The organism is Spiroplasma melliferum KC3 (genome assembly GCF_000236085.2).
Classification (GTDB): domain Bacteria; phylum Bacillota_I; class Bacilli_A; order Mycoplasmatales; family Mycoplasmataceae; genus Spiroplasma; species Spiroplasma melliferum.
Genome location: NZ_AGBZ02000004.1, coordinates 117,838 through 139,765, shown reverse-complemented (window position 1 = coordinate 139,765; position 21,928 = coordinate 117,838). Strand labels below are relative to the sequence as shown.

The window sequence follows — 21,928 nt, the reverse complement described above, 5'->3', positions numbered from 1 at the left end:
AGGAACCAATATCTTATGACTAATGAACAAATTGAATTATTATGAACTACCTTCAAAAAACAAGAGAATAATGTTAATCTTCCCCCTACCACTTTTCATGGTTATGACCAAACAACTGATACTGCAACAGTTTTAGCATTATTTGATGCAAATGGTTATCCAGTTACCACATTAAATGGAATTGGATTTATTGCTTTTGATCATACTGTTTTTTATGCCCTTGGTGGAGGTCAAATCTCTGATACAGGAGTATTAATTAAAAAAGAACATAAAATTTCTGTTTTTGACTTAAATAAACAAATTTATAAAAAAGTATATCTTCATCTTGTTGATACTAATGGCACAACAATCGAAATTAATGATGTATTAATCCAAAAAATTGATGTTGAACGTCGGATTAAAATTACAAAAAATCATACAGCCCAACATATTCTATCTTACATTATTGAACATATTTTAAATGATGGTGACATGACAGATTCGGTGCAAATTAAAACTGATTATGCTTTCTTAGCAATGAATAAAGTTGATAACTGATTAGAAATTATTTTAAAAGCTCGCAAGCAAATTATTGAAAAATTAATTAATCATGACATTGCTAAAATTGAACATCAAATGCCAATTGCCCAAGCAAGAGAATTAAAAATTGCTCATCCAAATTTTGAATATGATCCAATTGTTCGCGTTGTTGAATTTCCAACTGCAACAATTGACTTATGTGGGGGGACACATGTTAATAACTTACAAGAAATTAATTTTTTTGAAATTTGGGATTGTTGAGTTGATAAAAAGAAAGTTCGAATACAATTTTCAACAAATAAAGAAGCAACACAAAGTTACTTTACTAATTGAATTAATCAAAAAAAAGATAATTTATCCCAAAGTATTAAAAAAATCAAGAATTATGATGCTGAATTTAATTTTACAATTCCCAATTTTGTAATTCCAACAACGATACTTGCAAAAAATAATTTAAATATAGAAATTGAACAATTAGAAAAACAATTAAATGAAATTGCAAAAGAAAAATACAAATTATTATTACAAACAATTGATAATACTGTTTTTCCAATTAAAGAAATAAATATTAATAATAATTTAATAATCAAAGAAATTATTATTAATGATGAAAAAATAACACTTGAATTAATACGCAATAAATTAAATAAATTTTTACAAGAATACGAAAATAACTTGCTAATTTTTATTAATTCAACCTTACAGTATGGATTTATTGGTTTTACTAAAAAACATCAAAGTAAATTTAATCTTAATAACTTTTTGCAAACTAATAAAAATGCCTTTGCAATGGCTGGCGGCGGGACAGCTTTATTTATTAGCTTTACCTTTCAAAATGATATTAAACCATTTTTGGACCTTTTAATAGTAACAATAAAAAAAGCAGAAATGGATTAAAAAGATGATATTATGTATCATCTTTTTTGTATTAAAATTATTGATATATTTAATAAAAATAAAAAGCACTTGGTGCTTTTTAAAACTAATTATGATAAAAATTTTGGTGCAACAAGCATTAAAATGGCAACAATGAAATTATAACCAGCATGGGGAATTATTGTATATGTAACATTTCCATTAACAATTAGAAATAACATTCCTAGTGTTAATGATGCTCCAATATATCCAATAATATGTTCTCAATCTCCTGTTCCAGCAACATGTATTCCAGCAAAGAAAATTATTGATGAAACAAATCCAAGTCATTTGTTACCACTTAAACTAAAAATCCCATGTCTAGTTGCTAATTCTTCAACAATTGGAGCAATACAAATTGTATAAATAAATAAGAAAACAATATTTCACCATTTATCTAATCCTACAATTAAATTATTTTGATTGTTTGAAATTGTTGTTGTTATTAATGATTGTAAATAAACAAAAAATAAATGAATTGAAAAAATAGCAATAATACCAATTGGACAAACAACAAGAATGCGTTTATAATCCTGTTTTAAAGTTAATTTAATTTTTTTAAAAATTGATGGTGACGATCTATAAAGAATAAAAATTGTTACCAATCCTGCAATTATTGATGCTAATAAATTAATTGTTGTTTTAACGCTAACAGCTGGATGAAACTGGTTTGCAATAGTCCCAATTACTAAACCAATAATATTTGGAATAAAATAAAAATAATAAAAGGCAATAGCACCTGACCGCATAATTTCATTTTGGGCCCCACTAATAACAAAATATGAACCAGCTGCAACAATAATTCAACTAATAAAGTTCATTCCTGCTAAAGCATATTCATTGTGTGCAAACATATATGAAATCAAAATATTAATAAAAAAGGGAGCAAAAATAGCTGTGCTTAAAAAAATATAACCCGTGTTTCTAAGTTTAACTAAATTAAAATCAAAGGGAGCAGCACGATCAACTAATGTTGGCTTTAATTCATATCATGCTCTTTTAGAATTATATCCATTATCATTATTAGTCATTTTTTATTACTCCTTTAAATCTTACTTTTTATTATATAATAAATTAGTTAAAAATCCATTGAAAATTTAAAATTATTTGTTAAAAAATTTTGAATATATCCACTAAAAAAGACATTTTTCAATGCCTTTTACTTAATAATTAATGATGGTTGTGTCATTTCAGGAGGAATCTCTTCACCTAATAAATCTAAAATTGTCGGAGCAATATCAGCAATTGCCGGATTATCTTGTCGTAATTGTAACCCTTCTTTGGTAATAATAATTGGAACCAATTGTGAAGTATGTTTTTTATTAGGACCACCCGTTTCATCTATCATAATTTCAGCATTTCCGTGGTCAGCAGTAATAATCATAATTCCGTTAACTTTTTGAATTGCTGTATAAATTTTGCCAAGACAATTATCAATAGTTTTAACTGCTTCTATTGCCGCTGGCAAGATTCCAGTATGACCAACCATATCACAATTTGCAAAATTTAAAATAATAACATCAAATTCATTTTGATTAAGTTCAGTAATTAACTTATCAGTAATTTCATATGCTGACATTTCTGGCTTTAAATCATAAGTTGCTACTTTTGGCGATGGAATTAAATCTGCCGAAGCCCCTGTTAATGTAATTTCGGCTTGTGTTGCTAAACCATTTTTAAAATAATCTTTTCCACCATCAAAGAAAAATGTAACATGAGCAATTTTTTCTGTTTCAGCAATTCGTAGTTGTCGATAGCCTTTTTTACTTAATCATTCTCCTAAACCATTAACAACTTCAATTGGTTTAAAAGCAACATGTTTTGAAGCAACTGTTTCTGCATATTCCATCATTGAAACAAAATAAATATCATGTAATTTCGGCATAAAATAAGTTTGTGCTTCATTACCCGGAAAATTAGGATTTGTTAAAGCTGAAGCTATTGCAATAGCACGGTCCGGGCGAAAATTAGCAAAAAAGACACCATCACCTGATTTAATATAACCTTTTGGGGTATTAATATTATATGCTGGCATTAAAAATTCATCATTGCGACCAGCTTGATATTCACGGTTAATATACTCTATTGGGTCACTAAATTCTGAACCCTTTCTTGAAACTAAAACATCATAAGCAATTTGCACTCGGTCATATTTTTTATCACGATCCATTGCGTAATAACGACCACCAATTGTTGCAATTTCCCCAACTTTTAATTGGTTTTGTAATTGTTGAAATTGTTCAAGGTAAATTTTAATACATTCTGGTTTCGTATCACGTCCATCGCCAAAAATATGCAAGTAAATCTCTTTTATTCCTTCTTGTGCTGCTAATTTATAAGCAGCAAAAATATGGTTTAAATGCGAGTGAACACCACCATCAGAAAATAACCCCATAATATGAAAGGCACCATTACTTTTTTTTGCAAAATTAATTGCCGCTAAAAGTTCTGGATTTTGATTAAATGTTCCATCTTTAATTGCTTTATTAATTAAAGTTAATGATTCATATTTAATGCGACCTGCTCCTAAATGAATATGTCCAACTTCAGAATTTCCCATTTGTCCTTCTGGTAAACCAACTCATTCTCCTGCCGCATGTGCTGAGACTCATGGATATTTTGTTTTTAATTTTTCAACATTCACCATATGTCCTTGTGTTACAGCATTTCCTTTTGAATCAGGAGCAATTCCTCATCCATCAAGAATTGCCAATAAAATTGGTTGTTTAACTTTCATTTTACTATTTCTCCTCTTTTTCTCTTTCCTTAACAATTATATAATTATTTTTTATTATTGAGAATATATTTTTCAATCATTTTTGCAACACCACCTGTTTCAACGGTAGTAGTTACTTCTTTTGCAACTGCTTTAATTTGTTCTTGGCTATTCTCCATTGCAATTCCTAACCCTACATTCTTAATCATTCAATAATCATTCATACTATCGCCAATTGCCATCATTTCTGATAAAGCAATATCCCATTGGGCTGAAATTCATTTTAAACCAGCTAGTTTACTAATACCTGGCGCATTTATTTCTGCTGTTCCTGAGGCATCAATTGCAATTTCAATATTTTGTCCACGCGCTGCAATAATAAAATCATCGTTTTCATGTACATTCATTACAATACACTTATAACTCTCATTTTGAATTACTAATGTAGAATCATATTGAATGAATTCCCCATGAAAAAATGCTAATTCAGGATTATTTTCAGCAACAGGATTAAAGTTAACAATAACTTTAGTTAAATCATCAATATAACATCATAATTTTTTATGGTATTTTTTTGCTAATTGAAATAAAAAATTAACTTGAGAAGCAGATAAGGTTTGTTGATAAACAATTGTATTAGTTTTAATATCATAAATGCATGCACCATTAAAACCAATAAAATATTGCTGAAAATAATCCATTTTTACTTTAATAGCTTCTGACAACGAAGTTAATACTGGCCGTCCCGTTGCAAAAACAACACGAACACCCATTTCTTGTGCTTTAATAATTGGCATAATATTTGTCTCGTAAATCCCCTGATGAAAAGAACAAGCAGTTCCATCCATATCTAATGCAATTAATTTAATCTTAGTCATAATTTCCTACTTTCTATTAAAATCTCATAATTATATTGTAAAAGAAAAAACCATATTTTTAAATATGGTTTAAAAGTTAAATCTTAAAACAAGAATTATCCCCTAAGCAACTGCATTTTCAGTTGTTACTTCATCTTTCAATAATCAATCTCTCAGTTGAGGGCGAAAACCATAAATAGCCCCAACACAACCACCTAAAATAGCTAAAACAATTAATATAGTAATAAAAACAGTTAATCAGGGGCGTGCTTTCTTTACACAATTTTTACATTGACATTGAATTTTTTCAATATTTGATTGATATTTTTTGCTATTGGTTCCTTTTTGCTGCTTATCATCAAATAAATCAGATGACCCTGATACCCCAATATTCATATTTTTACCAAGACCAACTTTAATGTTTGGATCAATTGGTGCATTTAAGAAATCTGATGGTTTAATTAAAGTACTATTTTGCCTATTGGCAATTCATTCAGCAATTGTTTGCGGTTGGGTTCCTTGCCCCGATAATTGTTGTGGATTTTCCTGCATCGTATTTATTGGTTGACTATTTTGTTGTCCTCAATTATTAGCATTAGGAGAATATTGTTGATTCACATTTTGCTGTTGATATTGTTGTGATGGTTGACCCCCTTGGTTAGTACTAAGCGGATTATAATTTTGATTATTACCATTCTGTTGTTGATATTGTGAACCAAGATTTGATTGTTGATTAAATTGCTGTGGTCCAATATTTTGAGGTGGACGTTGCATTAAATTTTGTTGTTGATATTGTTGTGATGGTTGACCCCCTTGGTTAGTACTAAGCGGATTATAATTTTGATTATTACCATTCTGTTGTTGATATTGTTGAAAGTTGATATTTCTTGCTGGGGAATATTGTTGTTGCGAAATATTTTGTCCTGTTTGTCCAGATGTTACTGGATTATAATTTTGATTAGGTCCATTTTGTTGATACTGTTGTTGTGAAACACTAAAATTATTTCCCTGGTTAAGAGAAACTTGTTGTTGATTACTTTCTGGTCTGTTGCCCGAATCATTGTTAAAAGAATGTTTAAAATTCATTTTGTGCCCTTCCATTTCATCAATAATTACATACTCTTTATTTTGATATACTTTGTGTAGTAATTATAACATAAAATAGTGGCATTTTTAGGACAATATTGCTTTTGTAAAAACATTATTAATAATTACACTTGGCCGTTTATTATGATATAAAATATCATATAAAGCTTCAAATAGAGGTAGAGTAATATTATTTGCTCGCGCATCTAACACAATTGTTTTACAAGTTAAAACGCCTTCTACTGTTTTTACCTGCTCTGATAAAACTTTTTGAGCATTATCAACTTGAGCAATTTCAAAACCAAGAGAATAATTTCGTGATTTGCTTGAGGTAGTTGTTAAAATTAAATCAGCTAATCCCGCAAAGTTAAAAAAAGTTTCAATTTGAGCTCCTTTTGTTTTGGCAAAAAGTTGAATCTCATTTAATCCCATCGTAATTAATGATGCTTTAGCGTTATCTGATTCATAAAGACCATTAAATATTCCTGAGGCAATTGCTACTGCATTTTTCAAAGCAACAGCATATTCAGTACCAATAACATCCGTATTAGCAAAAGTAACAAAATATTCATTGTTAAATAATTCACGAACTTCTTGTGCAATTGCAAAATCCTGTGAAACCGCCATAATACATGTTGGTTTTCGTTGTAAAACTTCTTTTGCAATACTTGGGCCATAAATACCAGCATATGCTTTTAAAATTTTTGGATTCACTAATTTTATAATTGATTTTGATAAAACTTCATGCGTGTCAGGGTCTAATCCTTTAGCAACATTAATAATAACAACTGGTTTAGTTACTGTTTGATTAATCTTTTCAATAATTAATTTAATAGCAACAACAGGGATTCCTAAAATAATATATTCAGCATCTTCAACTGCTTCAGCAAAATTTGTTGTAGCTTTAATTTCTTTATTAATTTTTAAATTACCAAAAAAATGACGATTTAAATGTGCATTATTAATATCATCAACTTCTTTATTATCAATTCCATACATAATAACGTTATGATCATTATCTGTCAAAACATTTGCTAAAACTGTCCCATATGCTCCTGTTCCAATAATAGTAATATTTTTTTGTGTTTTTTTCATCATAATTTCCCTCGTTACTTTCTTTCTCTAAATAATATTTTAATTGGTACTCCCTCAAATCCAAAATATTCTCGAAGTTGATTCTCAAGAAATCTTTTATAAGAAAAATGAAGATATTTTGGATTATTACAAAACATAATAAAAGTCGGAATAATACCTTCGGGTTGGGTAGCATAATAAATTTTTAAACGACCACCATTAAAATCTGGCGGTGGATTTAACAATTGTGCTTTTACTAAAATTTCATTTAAAATACTAGTTTTTACTCGTTGGGTTAAACCAGCATAAACTTCATCAATTGTTTGAAATAAAATATGTAATCGTTTTTTTTCTAAAGCAGAAACAAAAACCATTTTTGCATAATTTAGATATTTAAAATATCCACGAATACTTTGCTCAATTTTTTTCATTGACCGTTCATCTTTTTCCATCACTGCATCTCACTTATTAACTACTAAAATAATTGGTTTATTTTGTTCAAATGCAATTCCAGCAATATTTGTATCTTGGTCAGTAATAGGAACTGTTCCATCAATAATCAATAAAACAAGATCACTTCGTTCAATTGCACTAACAGCACGAAGAACACTATATTTTTCTAATTTCTCATAAACTTTCCCTTTTCGTCGAATCCCAGCTGTATCAATCACAGTATAAAGTTGATTATTACGTTTAAACGATGTATCAATTGAATCTGTTGTTGTCCCTGCAATTGGTGATACAATAACTCGTTCTTCACCTAAAATTGCATTTGTTAACGAAGATTTTCCAACATTTGGTTTTCCAATTAAAGAAAAATGAATTCCTTCTGTTTTTGGCTGAATTGGAATTTGATCTAAATAAGAAATTACTTGGTCTAATAAATCACCAATGCCAATCCCATGCGTAGCAGATACAGCAATTGGCTCACCAAATCCTAATGTCATATATTCAAATAATTCACTTTCTTTTTCTTGTTTATCATATTTATTAATAACTAAAAGAACCGGTTTTTTAGCACGATATAATATTTTTGCAACCATTTCATCATCTGGGGTAATTCCTTCTTTGTACGATAAAACAAAAATAATAATATCGGCTTCTGCAATTGCAATTTCTGCTTGCATTTTAATCTCTTGCGCAAACATTGCCGTATTATTTAATGTAATTCCACCCGTATCAATTATTAAAAATTCCCTTGTTAATCATTCTGAAAAAGCATAAATTCGATCACGTGTTACGCCAGGAGTATCTTCAACAATTGCAAGACGATTTTTAATAATACGATTAAATAATGTTGATTTCCCAACATTTGGCCGCCCTACAATTGCAACAGTTCCTTTTTGTGCCATTTATTTTCCTGCTTTCTTATAATTACATACTACTTGATAAATCTTAGTTACTGTTTGTTCAAATGTTAACTTACTACTATCCACAACAACCGCATCAGGAGCAATTTTTAATGGTCCTACCGCTCGTGTTGTATCAACATAATCTCGTTCTTTTAATTTGACTTTAATTTCTGCTAAATTATTTGGAACAATATTGTTTTCTTGATTTTGATTTCATCGGCGGTTAGCTCGTGCTGTAATACTAGCTGTTAAGTAAATTTTCACTTCCGCATCAGGGAGAACAACAGTAGTAATGTCTCGTCCAACAACAACATTACCTTTTTTAACCACTAATTTTCGTTGTAAACAAACCATTGATGCTCGAATAAAATCAAGTCCAGTAATTTTGTTAATATTATCAAGAACAAGATTAGTTTGCAACTTATCAGTAATATCTTCATTATTAACATAAACATGGTTATTAATTACTTGATATTTAAAGTTTGCTAATTGTGCTTGCAACTGATGATGATTTGTAAAATCAACTCCAACTTTTACACAAAAATAAGTAAAAGCACGATAAGTTAGACCAGTATCAATAAACTGATAATTTAGTTTTTTGGCCAATTCATAACCAGCAGAAGATTTTCCACTACCAGCCGGGCCATCAATCGCAATATTTATTTTCATCATCTACTCCTATTTTCTATAACATAAAGATTAAAACTAAACAAATAGCCAATAAAACAACAAGCAAAACCATAGTACTAAATAACATTTTATAACCTGGTTTTATCTTTCGATAAACAACTAACACATTATTATGCTTTTCTTCTAAAAGAGCACTTGATTCTTTTAGCATTTCTGCTGTTGACCGTTGGTCATTTTTCCGCATATGTGCAATTGTACTAAATTCAATATTAGCTGAATTAATTTTAAAATTACTATTTTCTGCTTGAATTTTATCACTTACACGATGATAAATAATTTTTTCTGCTAAAATACTTTCTAAAATTGCTTGATATTTTTGATATGTTGGTTTGTTTAACAATGTTTCAGCAATTAAAATATTATGCATAACATCACCGGCATCTTGGTCATTTTTTTGATTAGTTTGAATTGTTGCTTTGGTTGTATTAACAACTTGTTCTAGCAACTGTTGTAAATCATATTTAAAATCAGATGGATATGGTTGTTCATCTGGGTTTTTATCCAAATACACTTTTTCTCAACTAAATTCTTGTTCAAAATTTGATTTAACACCACCAAAAAAATTATCATCAATAGCGTTTAATTTCGCCATATAACTATTAATGACCTGACTTGTTTGATTAATTTCTTGATCAATCTCAATCTCTTTCTTAATCATTTCACGTAGCTGGGCAAATTTCTCCATTCTAGTTTCCATGTTAAACCTCCAACTTTTTTAAACTACATTAAAATTATATATTATTATTAAAATTTTTGTTATTATTATAGTAAATAAATAATGGAGTGATAAATATGGCAAATCGTGATATATCAAAAAAAAGAACATATGTAAATACTGACTTATGTATTTCTTGTGGAAGCTGTATTATGATTGATGAAACCGAAACATTTTTTATGGATGATGATGGTTTCGCAAATACAATTGATAATGAAAAGGAATTAGTGGAAGCACAAATGGTGTGTCCAACGGCGGCAATTTTTATTAAAACATTAGAAGAATTTAAGGAAAATCGCAAAAGTAGTCTTGATACGGATTAAAAAAATGTTTTATAATTTTTTATAAAACATTTTTTTAATAATTATTTTGTTGACGAGTAAAATTAATTTTATTTTTTTTATTATAAGCGATAAGTAAATCATCTTCAGTAAATTTTAACTGTTCAGCAATTATTAAATACTGATTTAAAACTTTAAAATAAATTTCTGGTGTCTGATTTTTAATTAGTTCTGTCGCAACAGCAAAACAATTTAAATAAAGTTTCGTCAAATTAATATTTTCCTTACAACATTCATTACAATATTGATATGTTTTAAAATCAACTCCTAAACTATTACCAATACTAATCAAAAAATGAATTCCATCAATATATTCTTCTAATAAAACATCTTTTGTTGAAGCTGGTTTAACACTTCAATATTTAAAATCACGTTGTTCATTAATAAATTCTGCTAATTCAACTAAGAAAGCTAAAATTCGTTTCTCAAATGTTTCATCATCATTTAATTTAAATTTTGTTAAAATGTGCTCATCTAATTTTTTTTGATTTTCTAACAAATAATTAAAAGTATCCTTACTTAACATTTTTGCTAATCTCCTTTGCAGTTATCATTCGTCCTAAAATTGCTTTTGCCCCAGAAACTTTATCATATTTCTTTACAATTTGGCCTGTTAACGAGGCAATAATTCGTTCTGAAGCAAATGGATCACGTGGGTCATAAATTCAAGCATTGTTAAAAATTGTTTCTACATTTTCTGCTCCCATTGTGCCAATTACAATAGCATGAAATCGATTCCGACGTTGTTTTAATAAATTTATTTTTGTTATTAATTGAGGTGATAAATCAGAAGTTAAAAAGTCACTAATTAATAATAAATCAGCATTAAAATATTCATTACTATCCATTACTGTTAAGGTATGTTCTAAAGCTGGTTCAACATCGGTATCTCCAGCAAAACTTTTTGATAAAAATTCAATTAATTTTGGGAGTGAATCTTTTAAAGAAGATAAATTATAGACATCTAAACTTTTAGAAAAATTAATCATATAGCAAGGACGATGTTCTCCTAAAGCAATTTTTGCAATTGCTAAAGCAAGTGCTTTGGCAATTTGTTCAGGACTACCTCGCATTGAAGAAGAAGTATCAATTGATAAAATGATTGGTCCTTTTTCTTCGGGAACATATGTTTCAATTGTCCGTAATTTAATTTGTTCTTTAGGAACTTTATCTTGTGATAAAAATTCAAATGTTGTTAATTTTCCCTCAATATATTTTTTATAAAAAATATATTTTAAAACTGGATCTTTTAATAAAACTAATTCGGCTGGGAACATATGTTCTAAATCCTTTGACTCAGTTGCCCCAATAATTTCTTCTGGTGAAGAACCAATTGGTTTTCATTCATAATCCATCACAATTTCTTCTAAAATTCGTTGTTCAATTAAATTACTTTCACCTTGGAAACGTCCTAATAATGTTGCAATTTCCATAATTGCTGGATTAGTTTCTAAAAATTTTGCAAACTTATCAATGGCTGACATATTAACACCTTTTTTTAGTTCTGTTGGATTTCATATTTTACCAAAAAAGTTTCATATTGTTTTTAATAAACTATTAGCTTTATTATATATTTCCACTTTATTATATAAATCTTGCATAAACTTTGTTCTTAATTCTTCAATTTTTGCAAAACGATAATCATTAATTCTTTTAATTAAAATTGATTCTCAAATTCCAATAAAATCACGAAATAACATATTTGGATTATTATTTTGTTTTTTATTAAATTCATAGCGATAATAATTTAGCCGATCATAAAATGGTGAATTAACTTTAAATAAAAAGTCTTGTGTTGAAGCATAATTCTTTTTTAAACCATCATAACCATTAACTTTAATTCAATGAAACAAATAAATTTCTTTTTCAATATTTGAGTCTAACTTAATTTTCATAATTTCATTTTCAATTTGGTGATCATAAAAATTATTAACAGCTTGATCAAACATTTCACTTAATCAACGATTTGTTGTTTTCATCAGAGCAAACTTTGGATTAACTAAATCCGTATTTTTTAATGCTGTTAACTTATTAACTAATTGAATTCCCGCTTTTTGCTCTAAATATGGATTCATGTTAAATCCTCCCTTGTTTTATCCACTTAATTTTTTGTTGATTGTTCAAAATTATTATTACTTATTTTTTGTTCTGGGATTGAAAAATGTTCTAATTCTAACCCATCTTCATTAAAATTTAATTTACTATCACTAAAAGCATTGTTAACTGCTAACATAAAACGTTCTTTAAAAAAGAGACAATTTAAAGATAATAATCGTTCCTTTTCATCAGGAAAAGCAGTTGTTAAACTATCAATTTCCCGTTCAACAGCTAAAATTCTTTTTTCCAGTTTTGAATTATTATCCACTTTTGAATTCTTAATTTCAATTTTAATTTCTTCATTTGTTTTAATAATTTTAAAAGTACTATCATTAACATAACTAATCTCTGTTTGTAAAACATCTGCCATATTATCTAAATCTTCGCCATAATATAATTCAATTAAAGTTGGTTGTGTTTTATTATGACGAGCATCAATGAAATCCTCAACACGGATAAAACAAATTGGATATTGTTGATTTTTTCAAAAAATTCGATGAAATGTTCCTTGTAATTTTCCATCAAAAACATCTAAATATTCACTTTTACGACTATTAACTTCTTGAATATCTTCATATTGAGCTGATAATTCTTCTAATTCTTTGCTTAAACGATTCTTTTTTTCACGAACATCATATGTTAAAGCATCTAAATAAAATTCATTAAAAATAGCATTATATTCTTCTTCTTGTTGTTCATCATCTCAAATACAATATGGAATTACTAATCAATCAGCTTTGTCAACTGTATCACGACCATTATAAAATGCTGAAGCTTTCATTAAATGAGCAATCTTCTTTCAACGACGATCGGAAATATAATATTCACCTTCAGTAGCAATATACATTGCTTTTCGAAATCGTGAAATGAAATCAAAGGTTACTGATGTTATTTTAATCTTATTAATTTCTTTTCGTCACACATCATATTCTTCATGTGTAATTTGTAAAGCCTCATCAACTTTTACATCCAATTCAGTTACCCCAGCAATCATATCATTAAAGTTTTCCTCATCTTTTAAACCTTGGGCAATATAACGAATAATAAAGCGGTCATATAAAGCTTCAAGGCCTTGTCCTTCTGCTGGCAATTCATTTGATGCGGAAATTAATAATTTCATTGGTACTTTAATATCTACTCCAGCATTACGAAAAATCTTTTCATTAATAATTGTTAATAAAGTATTTTGAATTGATGGTCCTGCTTTTCAAATTTCATCTAAAAATACAATTTCTGCGGTTGGTAAATATTTATCAATTAAACGTTTATATACTCCTTTTTGTAAATCTTCAATTGAAATTGGACCAAAAATTTCTTCTGGTGTAGAAAAACGATTCATTAAGTATTCAAAAATAGTACCATTTTTAAAAGCATGTTTTAAACGACGAGAAACTAATGATTTAGCAATTCCGGGTTTTCCTAAAAGAAAAATTGATTCACCACTTAGCATTGCTAACATTGCTAAATTAAAAATTTCTTCTTTTTCATAAACATTTTGCTGTAGTTGTTTTGTTAATTCTTCTAATCTTTCTGTAAGTGTCATCATTTTCTTTTTTCTCCTAAATTTCTAAATTAATTCTTCGTTTAACATCATCTGATTTAACAATCAAGAGGCATGCTCCAATAATTCAAATGGAAGTAATTATTAGAACCAAAACAATAAAAACTAGTAATCAAATATTAATTGGTTCAGCCGGATTTCCTTTAATACTTCCTAAAATCAATAAAATTGCACATAAAATTTCAACAAATAAAAAATATAAAATTGCTAACATAATATATGCAATACCTCATCCATAAATAGCACCCGCAGTTCGAGCCATTGCCATCGGAATAAAATATAATAAACTAAATAATAAACTAAGAAATAAGAAGCCATAACTTAAAAGATCTTTAACATAAAGCTCAGCAAAAACTTTAATATTTGGATCAAGATAATTACTTAAAGCAACTAAAATTGCTTTTTGACCAATAAAATAAGCTAAAACAATTGCTATCAACTGTCCAAAAATAATAAAACTTCGCCCTACTCGTTCAAGTGGACTATCCCAAAACATTCGTCGTTGTGAAAAATCATTATGCTGAGTTGGCGACAAATAACTAAAACGTTTTTGCTCTTGTTTAGATAATTCTTTAACTTCTTCCTCATATTTTCGGCGTTCTTCTTCAGTATCAAGCAACTCTAAATCTGGAAATTTACTTCCATATGTTGGCTTATTTTTAAACATTTTATTCCCCCTTTGGTATTTAACCCTATTTTATTTTAATTTGTGTAAATATTTTAACATTTTCCCTAAATTTAGGCAATTAAATTATTTTTTTCCTATTTTTTAACAATTAAATTATTTGATATTGTTCCATCAAAATATCTTGCTCCAAAACTTGTTACTTTAATATAATACCAATATTTACCTTCTACTAAAAAGATATCATTAGCACTTAGTTCACGGTTATTTTCAGTTAAAATAATAACATCAAAATATTGACGTGGATTTATAATGTTATACCCATCTTTCCTAATTGGTTGTTGTAATTGCGCAAAAATCATGTTAATTGTCTCGCCAATTGAATGATTAACTTTTTGAAAACCTAGTTTAAGAGCATTATCATATTTTCTAATATTAACTGGATTTACAATTAAATTAATAGTTGCCGTTCCAGTTACAACATTATCATTTCCCAAAGCAGTAATAATAATTTCTTTATTTCCAACTGGTAATTTTTCTACATTATTTTCTGAAATACCACTAATACTAAAATCACGATCTGTTAAATTTAAACCATACTTTGCAGCTTGATTTAAAATATTAGTTTTAATTTGTCGATAAGCTTGTTGCTGTGTTCATGAACTATTTGCAAGCAATGACTGCACTGTAATATGCTCAATTGGTGCTGCTTTTACATAAATTAAATTAGTTGTAAATGTTCCTTGATAATTTAACGATTCTTTTGTTGCTGTTACACTAGCATTATAAGACCCAACTCTTAAATTATTGTTATTATTTCGTCCAACATTAATTTGGTTTAACTTAATTGCAAAAGAATTTCAATTTGAAAATTCAACGGGATAATTATTATCTCCATTCCCTACTCCCATCGGATTATTATTTTCTCATATATTAGCAACACTAATTATTTCCTTACGATAATCATTTTCTAAACTTGTTATTTTATCAAGTGTTGTATAATTCCGTGAAAAGTTAAAATCACCTTGTAAAACATTAAGACTATTTTTATCAACACCACGTCAATCTTTAACTACTTTTGGCGCCACATCATATTGATAAGATAAATTATAAGTGTTGCTGTTAGTACCATCATAAGAAAAACGTACTGTGATGTCAATTTTCGGTAAGGTTAACAATTTATCTTGATATACTTTATTATTATTCCCCCGCAAAGTTCCATTAATAGGTACCTGTTTTGCAAAAACTGTTCCTTCAATTGTAGAAGCATTATGTGTAACACCAACAGTAATTTCTTTCACAATATTGTCAATTTTAATATGGGGATTATTTAATTGCTTTAATAAATAATCTTTTAAATTTGCTTTAATAACTCCACTTTGATTTGTTAATCGGCGATCAATTTCTGCTTCAGAATCATCATATTGAACTTTTTCAATAACATTTTTAACATTTGCCGCTAAATCAAACGCTTGGAAATTAATTGAAGTATTAGTGTAACGTTGTTGGTCATAGTAAATTTTAGTTGGACTACGATAAATATTATTTCCCAAATTGTTATTAATATTTAAAAATTTAATTTTAACTTCATTATAAAAAATTTGATGTTCTGAACCTCAAACATACTGGCTATTATCATTAGTAACATAATTAAAGTTATCAGCAATATTATCAGAATCAACGCCCATTTCTTTCACAAATCCTCGATAAGAATTTACTCGTTGGTCAATCATTGCATCAGTAAGAAAAGTATTTTCACTGTTTCGATCATATAAATCATAACTATTTTTGACATTTTCAAATGTCGGCATTGTAATTCCAATTTTAGTAAAAATATTAGCAATTGCTGAGTAATTTTTATCATGATAATTAAAAAGATTAGCACCAAATTGTTGTAATGAACTAAATTTTTTAGAATCATACTTAATATTTAATGTTAAGTCACTGGCAGATGGCGTTCCAATAACTGGTGCAAAAGAAACACCATCTTTATTTACAATTTCTTCATTAATAAGAATACTATTATCTGGTTTTGCAATTGGATAATATTCACTTAAAAGACTATTTAAAATTAATTCATTACCACTGTCTAGTCTAACATTATATTTTTGCACTAAATTAACAATTTTTTGATTGCTAATTAAATTTAAAAGTTGACTTAATGTTAAAGCAACTGGGTAAACTCCTTCTACTGTATCATATGTATAATCAAATGTTTTCTTTAAATCAATATAATAACCAGCAAAATCAGTCGCAATTAATTGCAAAGCAAAACGAACTTTATATGTAAAGAGCCCTTGTTGAGAATCCACTGGAACAACTGTTACCAAACCATATTTATCATCACCATCATTATATGGATAAGATAAAATTTTTGGTCGCAAAACTAAATTCAAGAGATTATTTTGATAAATTACTTTGGTTCCTGATAAACTAGCACCTGTTCCCTTTAGCATTGTTTCAACAATACTTAAATTATCTTCAATTCAATTACTTTTTGCAAAAATATCTTGAATAATTTGAATATTAGTTAAATTAGCATAAATATCAATTCCATCTTTTTCACCGACATTAAACTGAACATAACTAGTTAAATTCTCTGGTTTTGCAACTCCATTAGAATCAACTAATGCTTTTGATAATTGTGAATTAACCATTTTTGTAATTTTATCATCTAGCAAAATAGCATTTGCTCATGGATTTTTATTATGATAAAAAGAAGCAGCAATAATTGAGTAAATAACTCCACCTAGCCCAGCAGTAATTGCTATTATTGCAATAATAGCAAAAAGATTTAAATTTGTTTTCCGAGAAATTTTTCGCCGAACGGGCTGAATTGTTACTTCCACGACATTATTATTGTTATCTTCTTTATTCATTAATACGGTCTCCTCTAATATTTATTATATTTTTTTGTTTAGATGATTTTAAATTTCTTCTTGTTCTTGTTCTTCTAAAACAGGCTTTTGAACATAAATATGTTTCTTTTTTTCCTTTAAATTATTTAAACTATACTTTTCTTTATTATATTTAATTGTTTCTAATTCAACAAGGCGTTCACGTTGTAATTCTAAAGTTGCTAATTTTGTTTCTACTTTTTTCATTTGTTCTTCATCTGCTAAATACTCAAATTTTTTTCGTAAAATCCATTGTTTTTTTACTTCACGTCAAAGTGAAAAATACGACGAAAAAATTACGACCAGACAAATAATAAGCAAAGTAAAACCAACAATAAAATAATTATTAATAGTATTAAACATATTTATAAAAATTATTGCTAAAGTAAAACATGTTGTGTAATATATTGTTGCAAAAATAGTTGAAATAATAATTCAGCTTTTAAAACTAGTTGCTTTTTTTAATTTTAAATATGGTAAACCAATAAAACAAAAGAAAAAAACAGCACAAATAAAACCAACAATTCCAGCAATAATATAATGTAATTCATAAGTTCGATGTGAAATAACACCCGTTAGATTCTTAATATTATTATAAGCCATTGCACAACCAGCCCCAATAAAATAACCCATAAAAGTTCCTAAAATTGAAAAACTAAAAACTAATAAACGTGCTGCAACTTCAATTCGTGTGTTTCATTGCAATGCTAATTCGTCTCGTTTTGAACTAATTTTTGTTAACATAATAGTTTTTCTCCTTACTCTCTCAGCGCCCTAATTTGATTTGCTATTTCATTTTCTAACTTTATTTGGTATTTTTTGCGATCACTTTTTAAAAATAAGCAACCCAATATAAAACAACAAAAAGCAATAATCGCAAATGACGGTAATATAAATGGATTAATATTTAATCCAGCAACTGAATTCTTAACATAAACAAATTGTAAAATGGCTAACCCAAGAACTGAAGAACAATTAAGATTACCAACAATACTAACAATAATTGTTCAAATATTAACAGTTTTTAATGTTTTGGTAATTAAAATTGGAATTGTGATAAAAAAGAATGTTGCAATTCATAAAATAGCTAATAAAATAATTATTCCAATTACAATTGGTTGGCCAATTGTTACAATTTGATCAGTAAATGGAGTTTTAAATTTTGATAATAAAGAGATAATAAGTTGTGCTCCTACTTGCCCTAATGTTGGAAGATATATTAGTGCAACTACAATTAATAATAATTGTGAGAAGACAATTAAAGTTCTTGCTATTGTTTCACTCTTAGTAGAGAAATAATATTTACTTGCTTCAAGGTTGTATTGATAAGGTAATGGTCGAATTTGCTGTTTTCGATTTAATTCATATTCTCCTAATGATTTTACTGTTTTATCAATAACAGTTTTATCTAAATTTTTTAACACTGGCGGACGATTATCAACAATGAACTGCATTGTTTTCACTACTTTTGCTGATTGTTCTTGATTTATTGTTTTACTATTTTTTGTTTTTTTCATTAAAACACCTTCCTATTCAACTATTTTTAATTTAGAACTAAAATCTAAACTTTCAGCAACAGCAAGGTTAATTCGTTTTTGCTGACGAATTGCTGATAATCATAATAAAAAACTACCTCAAAATAATGTTAACATACAAATCCCAGCCATAATTACCCCTGGTAAATTTAATCGAACAGGAATATAAAGATATGCAATAATGCTTAATCCTAACATTAGAAAAACAAAGATGCATCCAACCGTATTAAAAATAATTCCAGTTACCTTTAGAAGCTTAATATTACGAACAATTAACGTTGGAATTACAAAAATTAAGGAAAAGAGAATTCCAAACAGAGCAATAACAATGGTAAGACCACGAAAAACACCATCAGCTAAACCAAAATTATTAAAAACTGCAGGAATTGGTAATTTACTAGTTGCAATCATTGCTAAAGAAGCTGATACAATAATAATTACTCCCAACATAACTGCTTGACCTATTAAAATCATAATTCTAGCAATAATTTCCATTGGCGTAGTAAAATACATTCTCGTTAACCGAACATCATTTTTTTGAAAATCTTGTGTTGCTTTTTCCATCAATACCACCTAATTTAATAATTTCTCCCTCGTTTACAATGATTATAGCATTTTCTTTTAAAAATACTATCCCTCTTATTAAAAGGAAAAAAACTCTTCTTTTTTGAAGAGTTTTAAGGTTGATAAATTAAATTTATTTTTAACATAAATGAACCATTAACGAATTGGCCAGATGATGTTTTAATGTTAATAATTAATTCTCGTTGTGGATTACTTTCTGTTGGAAAATTAAATTGTTCAATAAATTCTTCCGTTGCTGTATCATAAGATAATAATTGTCATAAAATATTTCGTTGTTGTGCTTTTAAGTCTGGATTTTTTATGATTCCATCATATAGTATTGTATTAACCATATTTTTTACCAATTCTTTTTTATCTTCTGATGTTGTTGGTAAACTACGAATAAATATTGGTAACATTGAACTTGTTAAATTAAAATCAAGATTAATTGGTTCACTTGCTGTTAAATTTAATTTAACAGTCACTTGGCCTGTATAAATAGCATTGTTTCTAAATGAAAACTTCAACTCTAATGGAATTTTATCGTCACTACTACTTGCATCATATTTATTAATTGCTTCATCTATTTGTTGATAAATTGGTTCAAAGTAATTTCAATCAGTTTGAATTTTTGAAAGACCAAAAGCTTGTTCATCGTTAGCAGTAAATATTGAATTTTTAATAATATCACCTCAAATTTGATGAACTAAATAAGACACTTGATTATCTGAACCAAATTGTTTTCTTGGCATAAAGTTATAAGTTTTATCGGATAAATCAATTATGGCATCTTTTTCTATCGCTTTATTAACCATCTTAATTTTACCGTGAACAGTTATTTTAAAGTCACGACCAGCATCCTCTTGTTTTCCAGAAATATTAATTGCATAAGATTTTCATTCTTCACTGTTTTCAGCGTCTCGTAAAGCATTGCTTAATCTATCTAGGTCTTCAGGCTTAAAATTCACTAAATCACGTGATAAATGCGGATTTCATGCTTTATTATTAATAAGTTTATCTCATACTAAATGTAAGACTGAATCTGTTGTATGATTATCACTTTTAACTAATAAAATTGGGTCTAATTCTAATAAACCAGGATCAATCCCTTGATTAATTAATTTTAATGTAATTTTAACATCGCCTTTAAACATTGGATCAGTGTTACGATTAACTGCACGCAAAGTAACTGTTTCTGTTCGCCCAATATTAGGTCAATTCTTACTAAATATTGTTTGTCAATCTGTTGTATTAAAATTAGTTAATGCTGGACCACCATTAATGTTTGCTTTTCGCATTGCTAATTTTCAAATTCAATCTTTATCAACATTTGGCCGTTCTTGTTGAGTTACAACAATTGGAATTGATAATTCTATTGTTGATGGTAATTCAATTTGGTCTTTACAAATAAACCCATCAACTCTCATATAATGATGAATGTTTTCATTATTTGGTGTTGCTAAAAAATTCAATCATGTATTGCCACCAATATCTGGTTCTATCACATCACTTCATTCAACTTGATAGTCATTATAATCACTTGAAACTCCATGGTCATCACTAAATTGTTGTTTAACTTTTTTTCACACTAAATCATATAACAATTTTGGATCTAAGTTATTTTGTTGTAATTTCAAATTAACCGTAGCACGATAACTGATAATGTTTAAGTTGAATGTAATTGTTCCACTAAAAAGACTTGTTGGCGTATTTGCTTTTCCATTATATTCAGAAAACATTGTTACAGGTAACTCTGTGTTATAAACGCTTGGTAAATCAAAACCTGAGATATCATAAGTTTCTATATCAATTGGTGTTTCTGGTTTAAAACTACCAACTGCCTTTTCCCAAATATCATTATATAATTCCTCAACATTTTCATATTTTGTTACATCTCACACATTTTTTAAGTTAACAGTTTGACTAATGTCCATTGACAATTTTTTAACTAAAGTAAAACGAATGGTAACCGAACCAATATATGGAATATCTTCATCTTGGCGAACGGTTAAAACAACATGTCCAGTTTGTGGCGTATTAGCAGCAGTTGGTTTTACCATATTTTCCGCATCAGTAATTTCAAAAAAATCTAAGGATAAATCTTGAGAAATCCTTCCTTCACTTTTTGCTTGATTAAATATTGATTCTTCTACAGCCATATTGTCATCAGTAACAATAACATTATTAGTTAAAGTGAATTCTGTTGAAATATTTTCTCTTCCAGCAATTTTTGGTGGAGAAATTGTTCCGCATGATATAACACTAGTTATCGAAGCACTTGTAATCAGAAATGTTGTTAAAAGTGTTAAAATTTTACGCATTTAAATCCCTTCCTTTTCAAACATTAATACTTACTATCATTATATACACTTTATATACATTTT

General features: G+C 27.9%; 19 protein-coding genes. 2 read left to right on the top strand and 17 right to left on the bottom strand.

The window, feature by feature from the left end; genetic code table 4:
* Positions 1-15: 15 nt before the first annotated feature.
* Positions 16-1,416, top strand: coding sequence for an alanine--tRNA ligase-related protein (locus SPM_RS05000; protein ID WP_004028516.1), 1,401 nt, complete (start codon positions 16-18; stop codon positions 1,414-1,416).
* A gap of 89 nt (positions 1,417-1,505) precedes the next feature.
* Here the strand turns inward: SPM_RS05000 and SPM_RS04995 are convergent, their stop codons facing one another.
* The 8 genes from SPM_RS04995 to SPM_RS04960 all read right to left on the bottom strand — a co-directional run bounded on the left by SPM_RS04995 (position 1,506) and on the right by SPM_RS04960 (position 9,906).
* On the bottom strand, positions 1,506-2,465 hold the full coding sequence (locus tag SPM_RS04995) for a CPBP family intramembrane glutamic endopeptidase (protein WP_004028515.1): 960 nt from the start codon (positions 2,463-2,465) through the stop codon (positions 1,506-1,508).
* Positions 2,466-2,593: 128 nt separating this feature from the next.
* Positions 2,594-4,171, bottom strand: coding sequence for a 2,3-bisphosphoglycerate-independent phosphoglycerate mutase (gene gpmI, locus SPM_RS04990; RefSeq protein WP_004028514.1), 1,578 nt, complete (start codon positions 4,169-4,171; stop codon positions 2,594-2,596).
* A 44-nt stretch (positions 4,172-4,215) separates the two neighbouring features.
* Complete coding sequence (locus tag SPM_RS04985; RefSeq protein ID WP_004028513.1) at positions 4,216-5,028, bottom strand: Cof-type HAD-IIB family hydrolase; 813 nt, start codon at positions 5,026-5,028, stop codon at positions 4,216-4,218.
* Positions 5,029-5,130: 102 nt separating this feature from the next.
* The gene (locus SPM_RS04980; RefSeq protein WP_004028512.1) at positions 5,131-6,093 is read right to left on the bottom strand and encodes a hypothetical protein; all 963 of its coding nucleotides are present in this window, start codon (positions 6,091-6,093) and stop codon (positions 5,131-5,133) included.
* Between the two features lie 87 nt (positions 6,094-6,180).
* Positions 6,181-7,191 carry an NAD(P)H-dependent glycerol-3-phosphate dehydrogenase gene (locus tag SPM_RS04975; RefSeq protein ID WP_004029095.1) on the bottom strand — a complete coding sequence of 337 codons (1,011 nt, stop codon included), beginning with the start codon at positions 7,189-7,191 and terminating at the stop codon, positions 6,181-6,183.
* Positions 7,192-7,202: 11 nt separating this feature from the next.
* Complete coding sequence (gene der, locus SPM_RS04970) at positions 7,203-8,519, bottom strand: ribosome biogenesis GTPase Der (RefSeq protein ID WP_004028510.1); 1,317 nt, start codon at positions 8,517-8,519, stop codon at positions 7,203-7,205.
* On the bottom strand, positions 8,520-9,191 hold the full coding sequence (gene cmk / locus SPM_RS04965) for a (d)CMP kinase (RefSeq protein WP_239643298.1): 672 nt from the start codon (positions 9,189-9,191) through the stop codon (positions 8,520-8,522).
* Positions 9,192-9,204: 13 nt separating this feature from the next.
* Complete coding sequence (locus SPM_RS04960; protein ID WP_004028508.1) at positions 9,205-9,906, bottom strand: hypothetical protein; 702 nt, start codon at positions 9,904-9,906, stop codon at positions 9,205-9,207.
* 95 nt (positions 9,907-10,001) lie between these two features.
* On the opposite strand from SPM_RS04960, the gene SPM_RS04955 reads away from it, so the two are divergent.
* Positions 10,002-10,247: a ferredoxin gene (locus SPM_RS04955; RefSeq protein WP_004028507.1), complete on the top strand. Its 246-nt coding sequence runs from the start codon at positions 10,002-10,004 to the stop codon at positions 10,245-10,247.
* A gap of 34 nt (positions 10,248-10,281) precedes the next feature.
* Here the strand turns inward: SPM_RS04955 and SPM_RS04950 are convergent, their stop codons facing one another.
* The 9 genes from SPM_RS04950 to SPM_RS04910 form a co-directional block, all read right to left on the bottom strand.
* Positions 10,282-10,791, bottom strand: a complete 510-nt coding sequence (locus SPM_RS04950; protein ID WP_004028506.1) for a dUTP diphosphatase — start codon at positions 10,789-10,791, stop codon at positions 10,282-10,284.
* Positions 10,781-12,340 (bottom strand): vWA domain-containing protein, encoded by a 1,560-nt coding sequence (locus SPM_RS04945; protein ID WP_004028505.1) that lies wholly within the window; start codon positions 12,338-12,340, stop codon positions 10,781-10,783. Before SPM_RS04945 ends, SPM_RS04950 begins: the two co-directional genes overlap by 11 nt.
* A 26-nt stretch (positions 12,341-12,366) precedes the next feature.
* Positions 12,367-13,908, bottom strand: coding sequence for an AAA family ATPase (locus SPM_RS04940; RefSeq protein WP_004028504.1), 1,542 nt, complete (start codon positions 13,906-13,908; stop codon positions 12,367-12,369).
* A 13-nt stretch (positions 13,909-13,921) separates the two neighbouring features.
* Positions 13,922-14,590: a hypothetical protein gene (locus SPM_RS04935; RefSeq protein ID WP_004028503.1), complete on the bottom strand. Its 669-nt coding sequence runs from the start codon at positions 14,588-14,590 to the stop codon at positions 13,922-13,924.
* A gap of 95 nt (positions 14,591-14,685) precedes the next feature.
* Positions 14,686-17,427, bottom strand: coding sequence for a hypothetical protein (locus SPM_RS04930; protein WP_004028502.1), 2,742 nt, complete (start codon positions 17,425-17,427; stop codon positions 14,686-14,688).
* A 48-nt stretch (positions 17,428-17,475) separates the two neighbouring features.
* Positions 17,476-18,189, bottom strand: coding sequence for a hypothetical protein (locus tag SPM_RS04925; RefSeq protein WP_004028501.1), 714 nt, complete (start codon positions 18,187-18,189; stop codon positions 17,476-17,478).
* Positions 18,190-18,203: 14 nt separating this feature from the next.
* Positions 18,204-18,962, bottom strand: coding sequence for a hypothetical protein (locus SPM_RS04920; protein WP_004028500.1), 759 nt, complete (start codon positions 18,960-18,962; stop codon positions 18,204-18,206).
* Between the two features lie 12 nt (positions 18,963-18,974).
* Entirely contained in the window at positions 18,975-19,544 is a 570-nt protein-coding gene (locus SPM_RS04915) for a hypothetical protein (RefSeq protein ID WP_004028499.1), read from the bottom strand.
* A 113-nt stretch (positions 19,545-19,657) separates the two neighbouring features.
* Complete coding sequence (locus tag SPM_RS04910; protein ID WP_004028498.1) at positions 19,658-21,865, bottom strand: hypothetical protein; 2,208 nt, start codon at positions 21,863-21,865, stop codon at positions 19,658-19,660.
* Between the last annotated feature and the right edge of the window lie 63 nt (positions 21,866-21,928).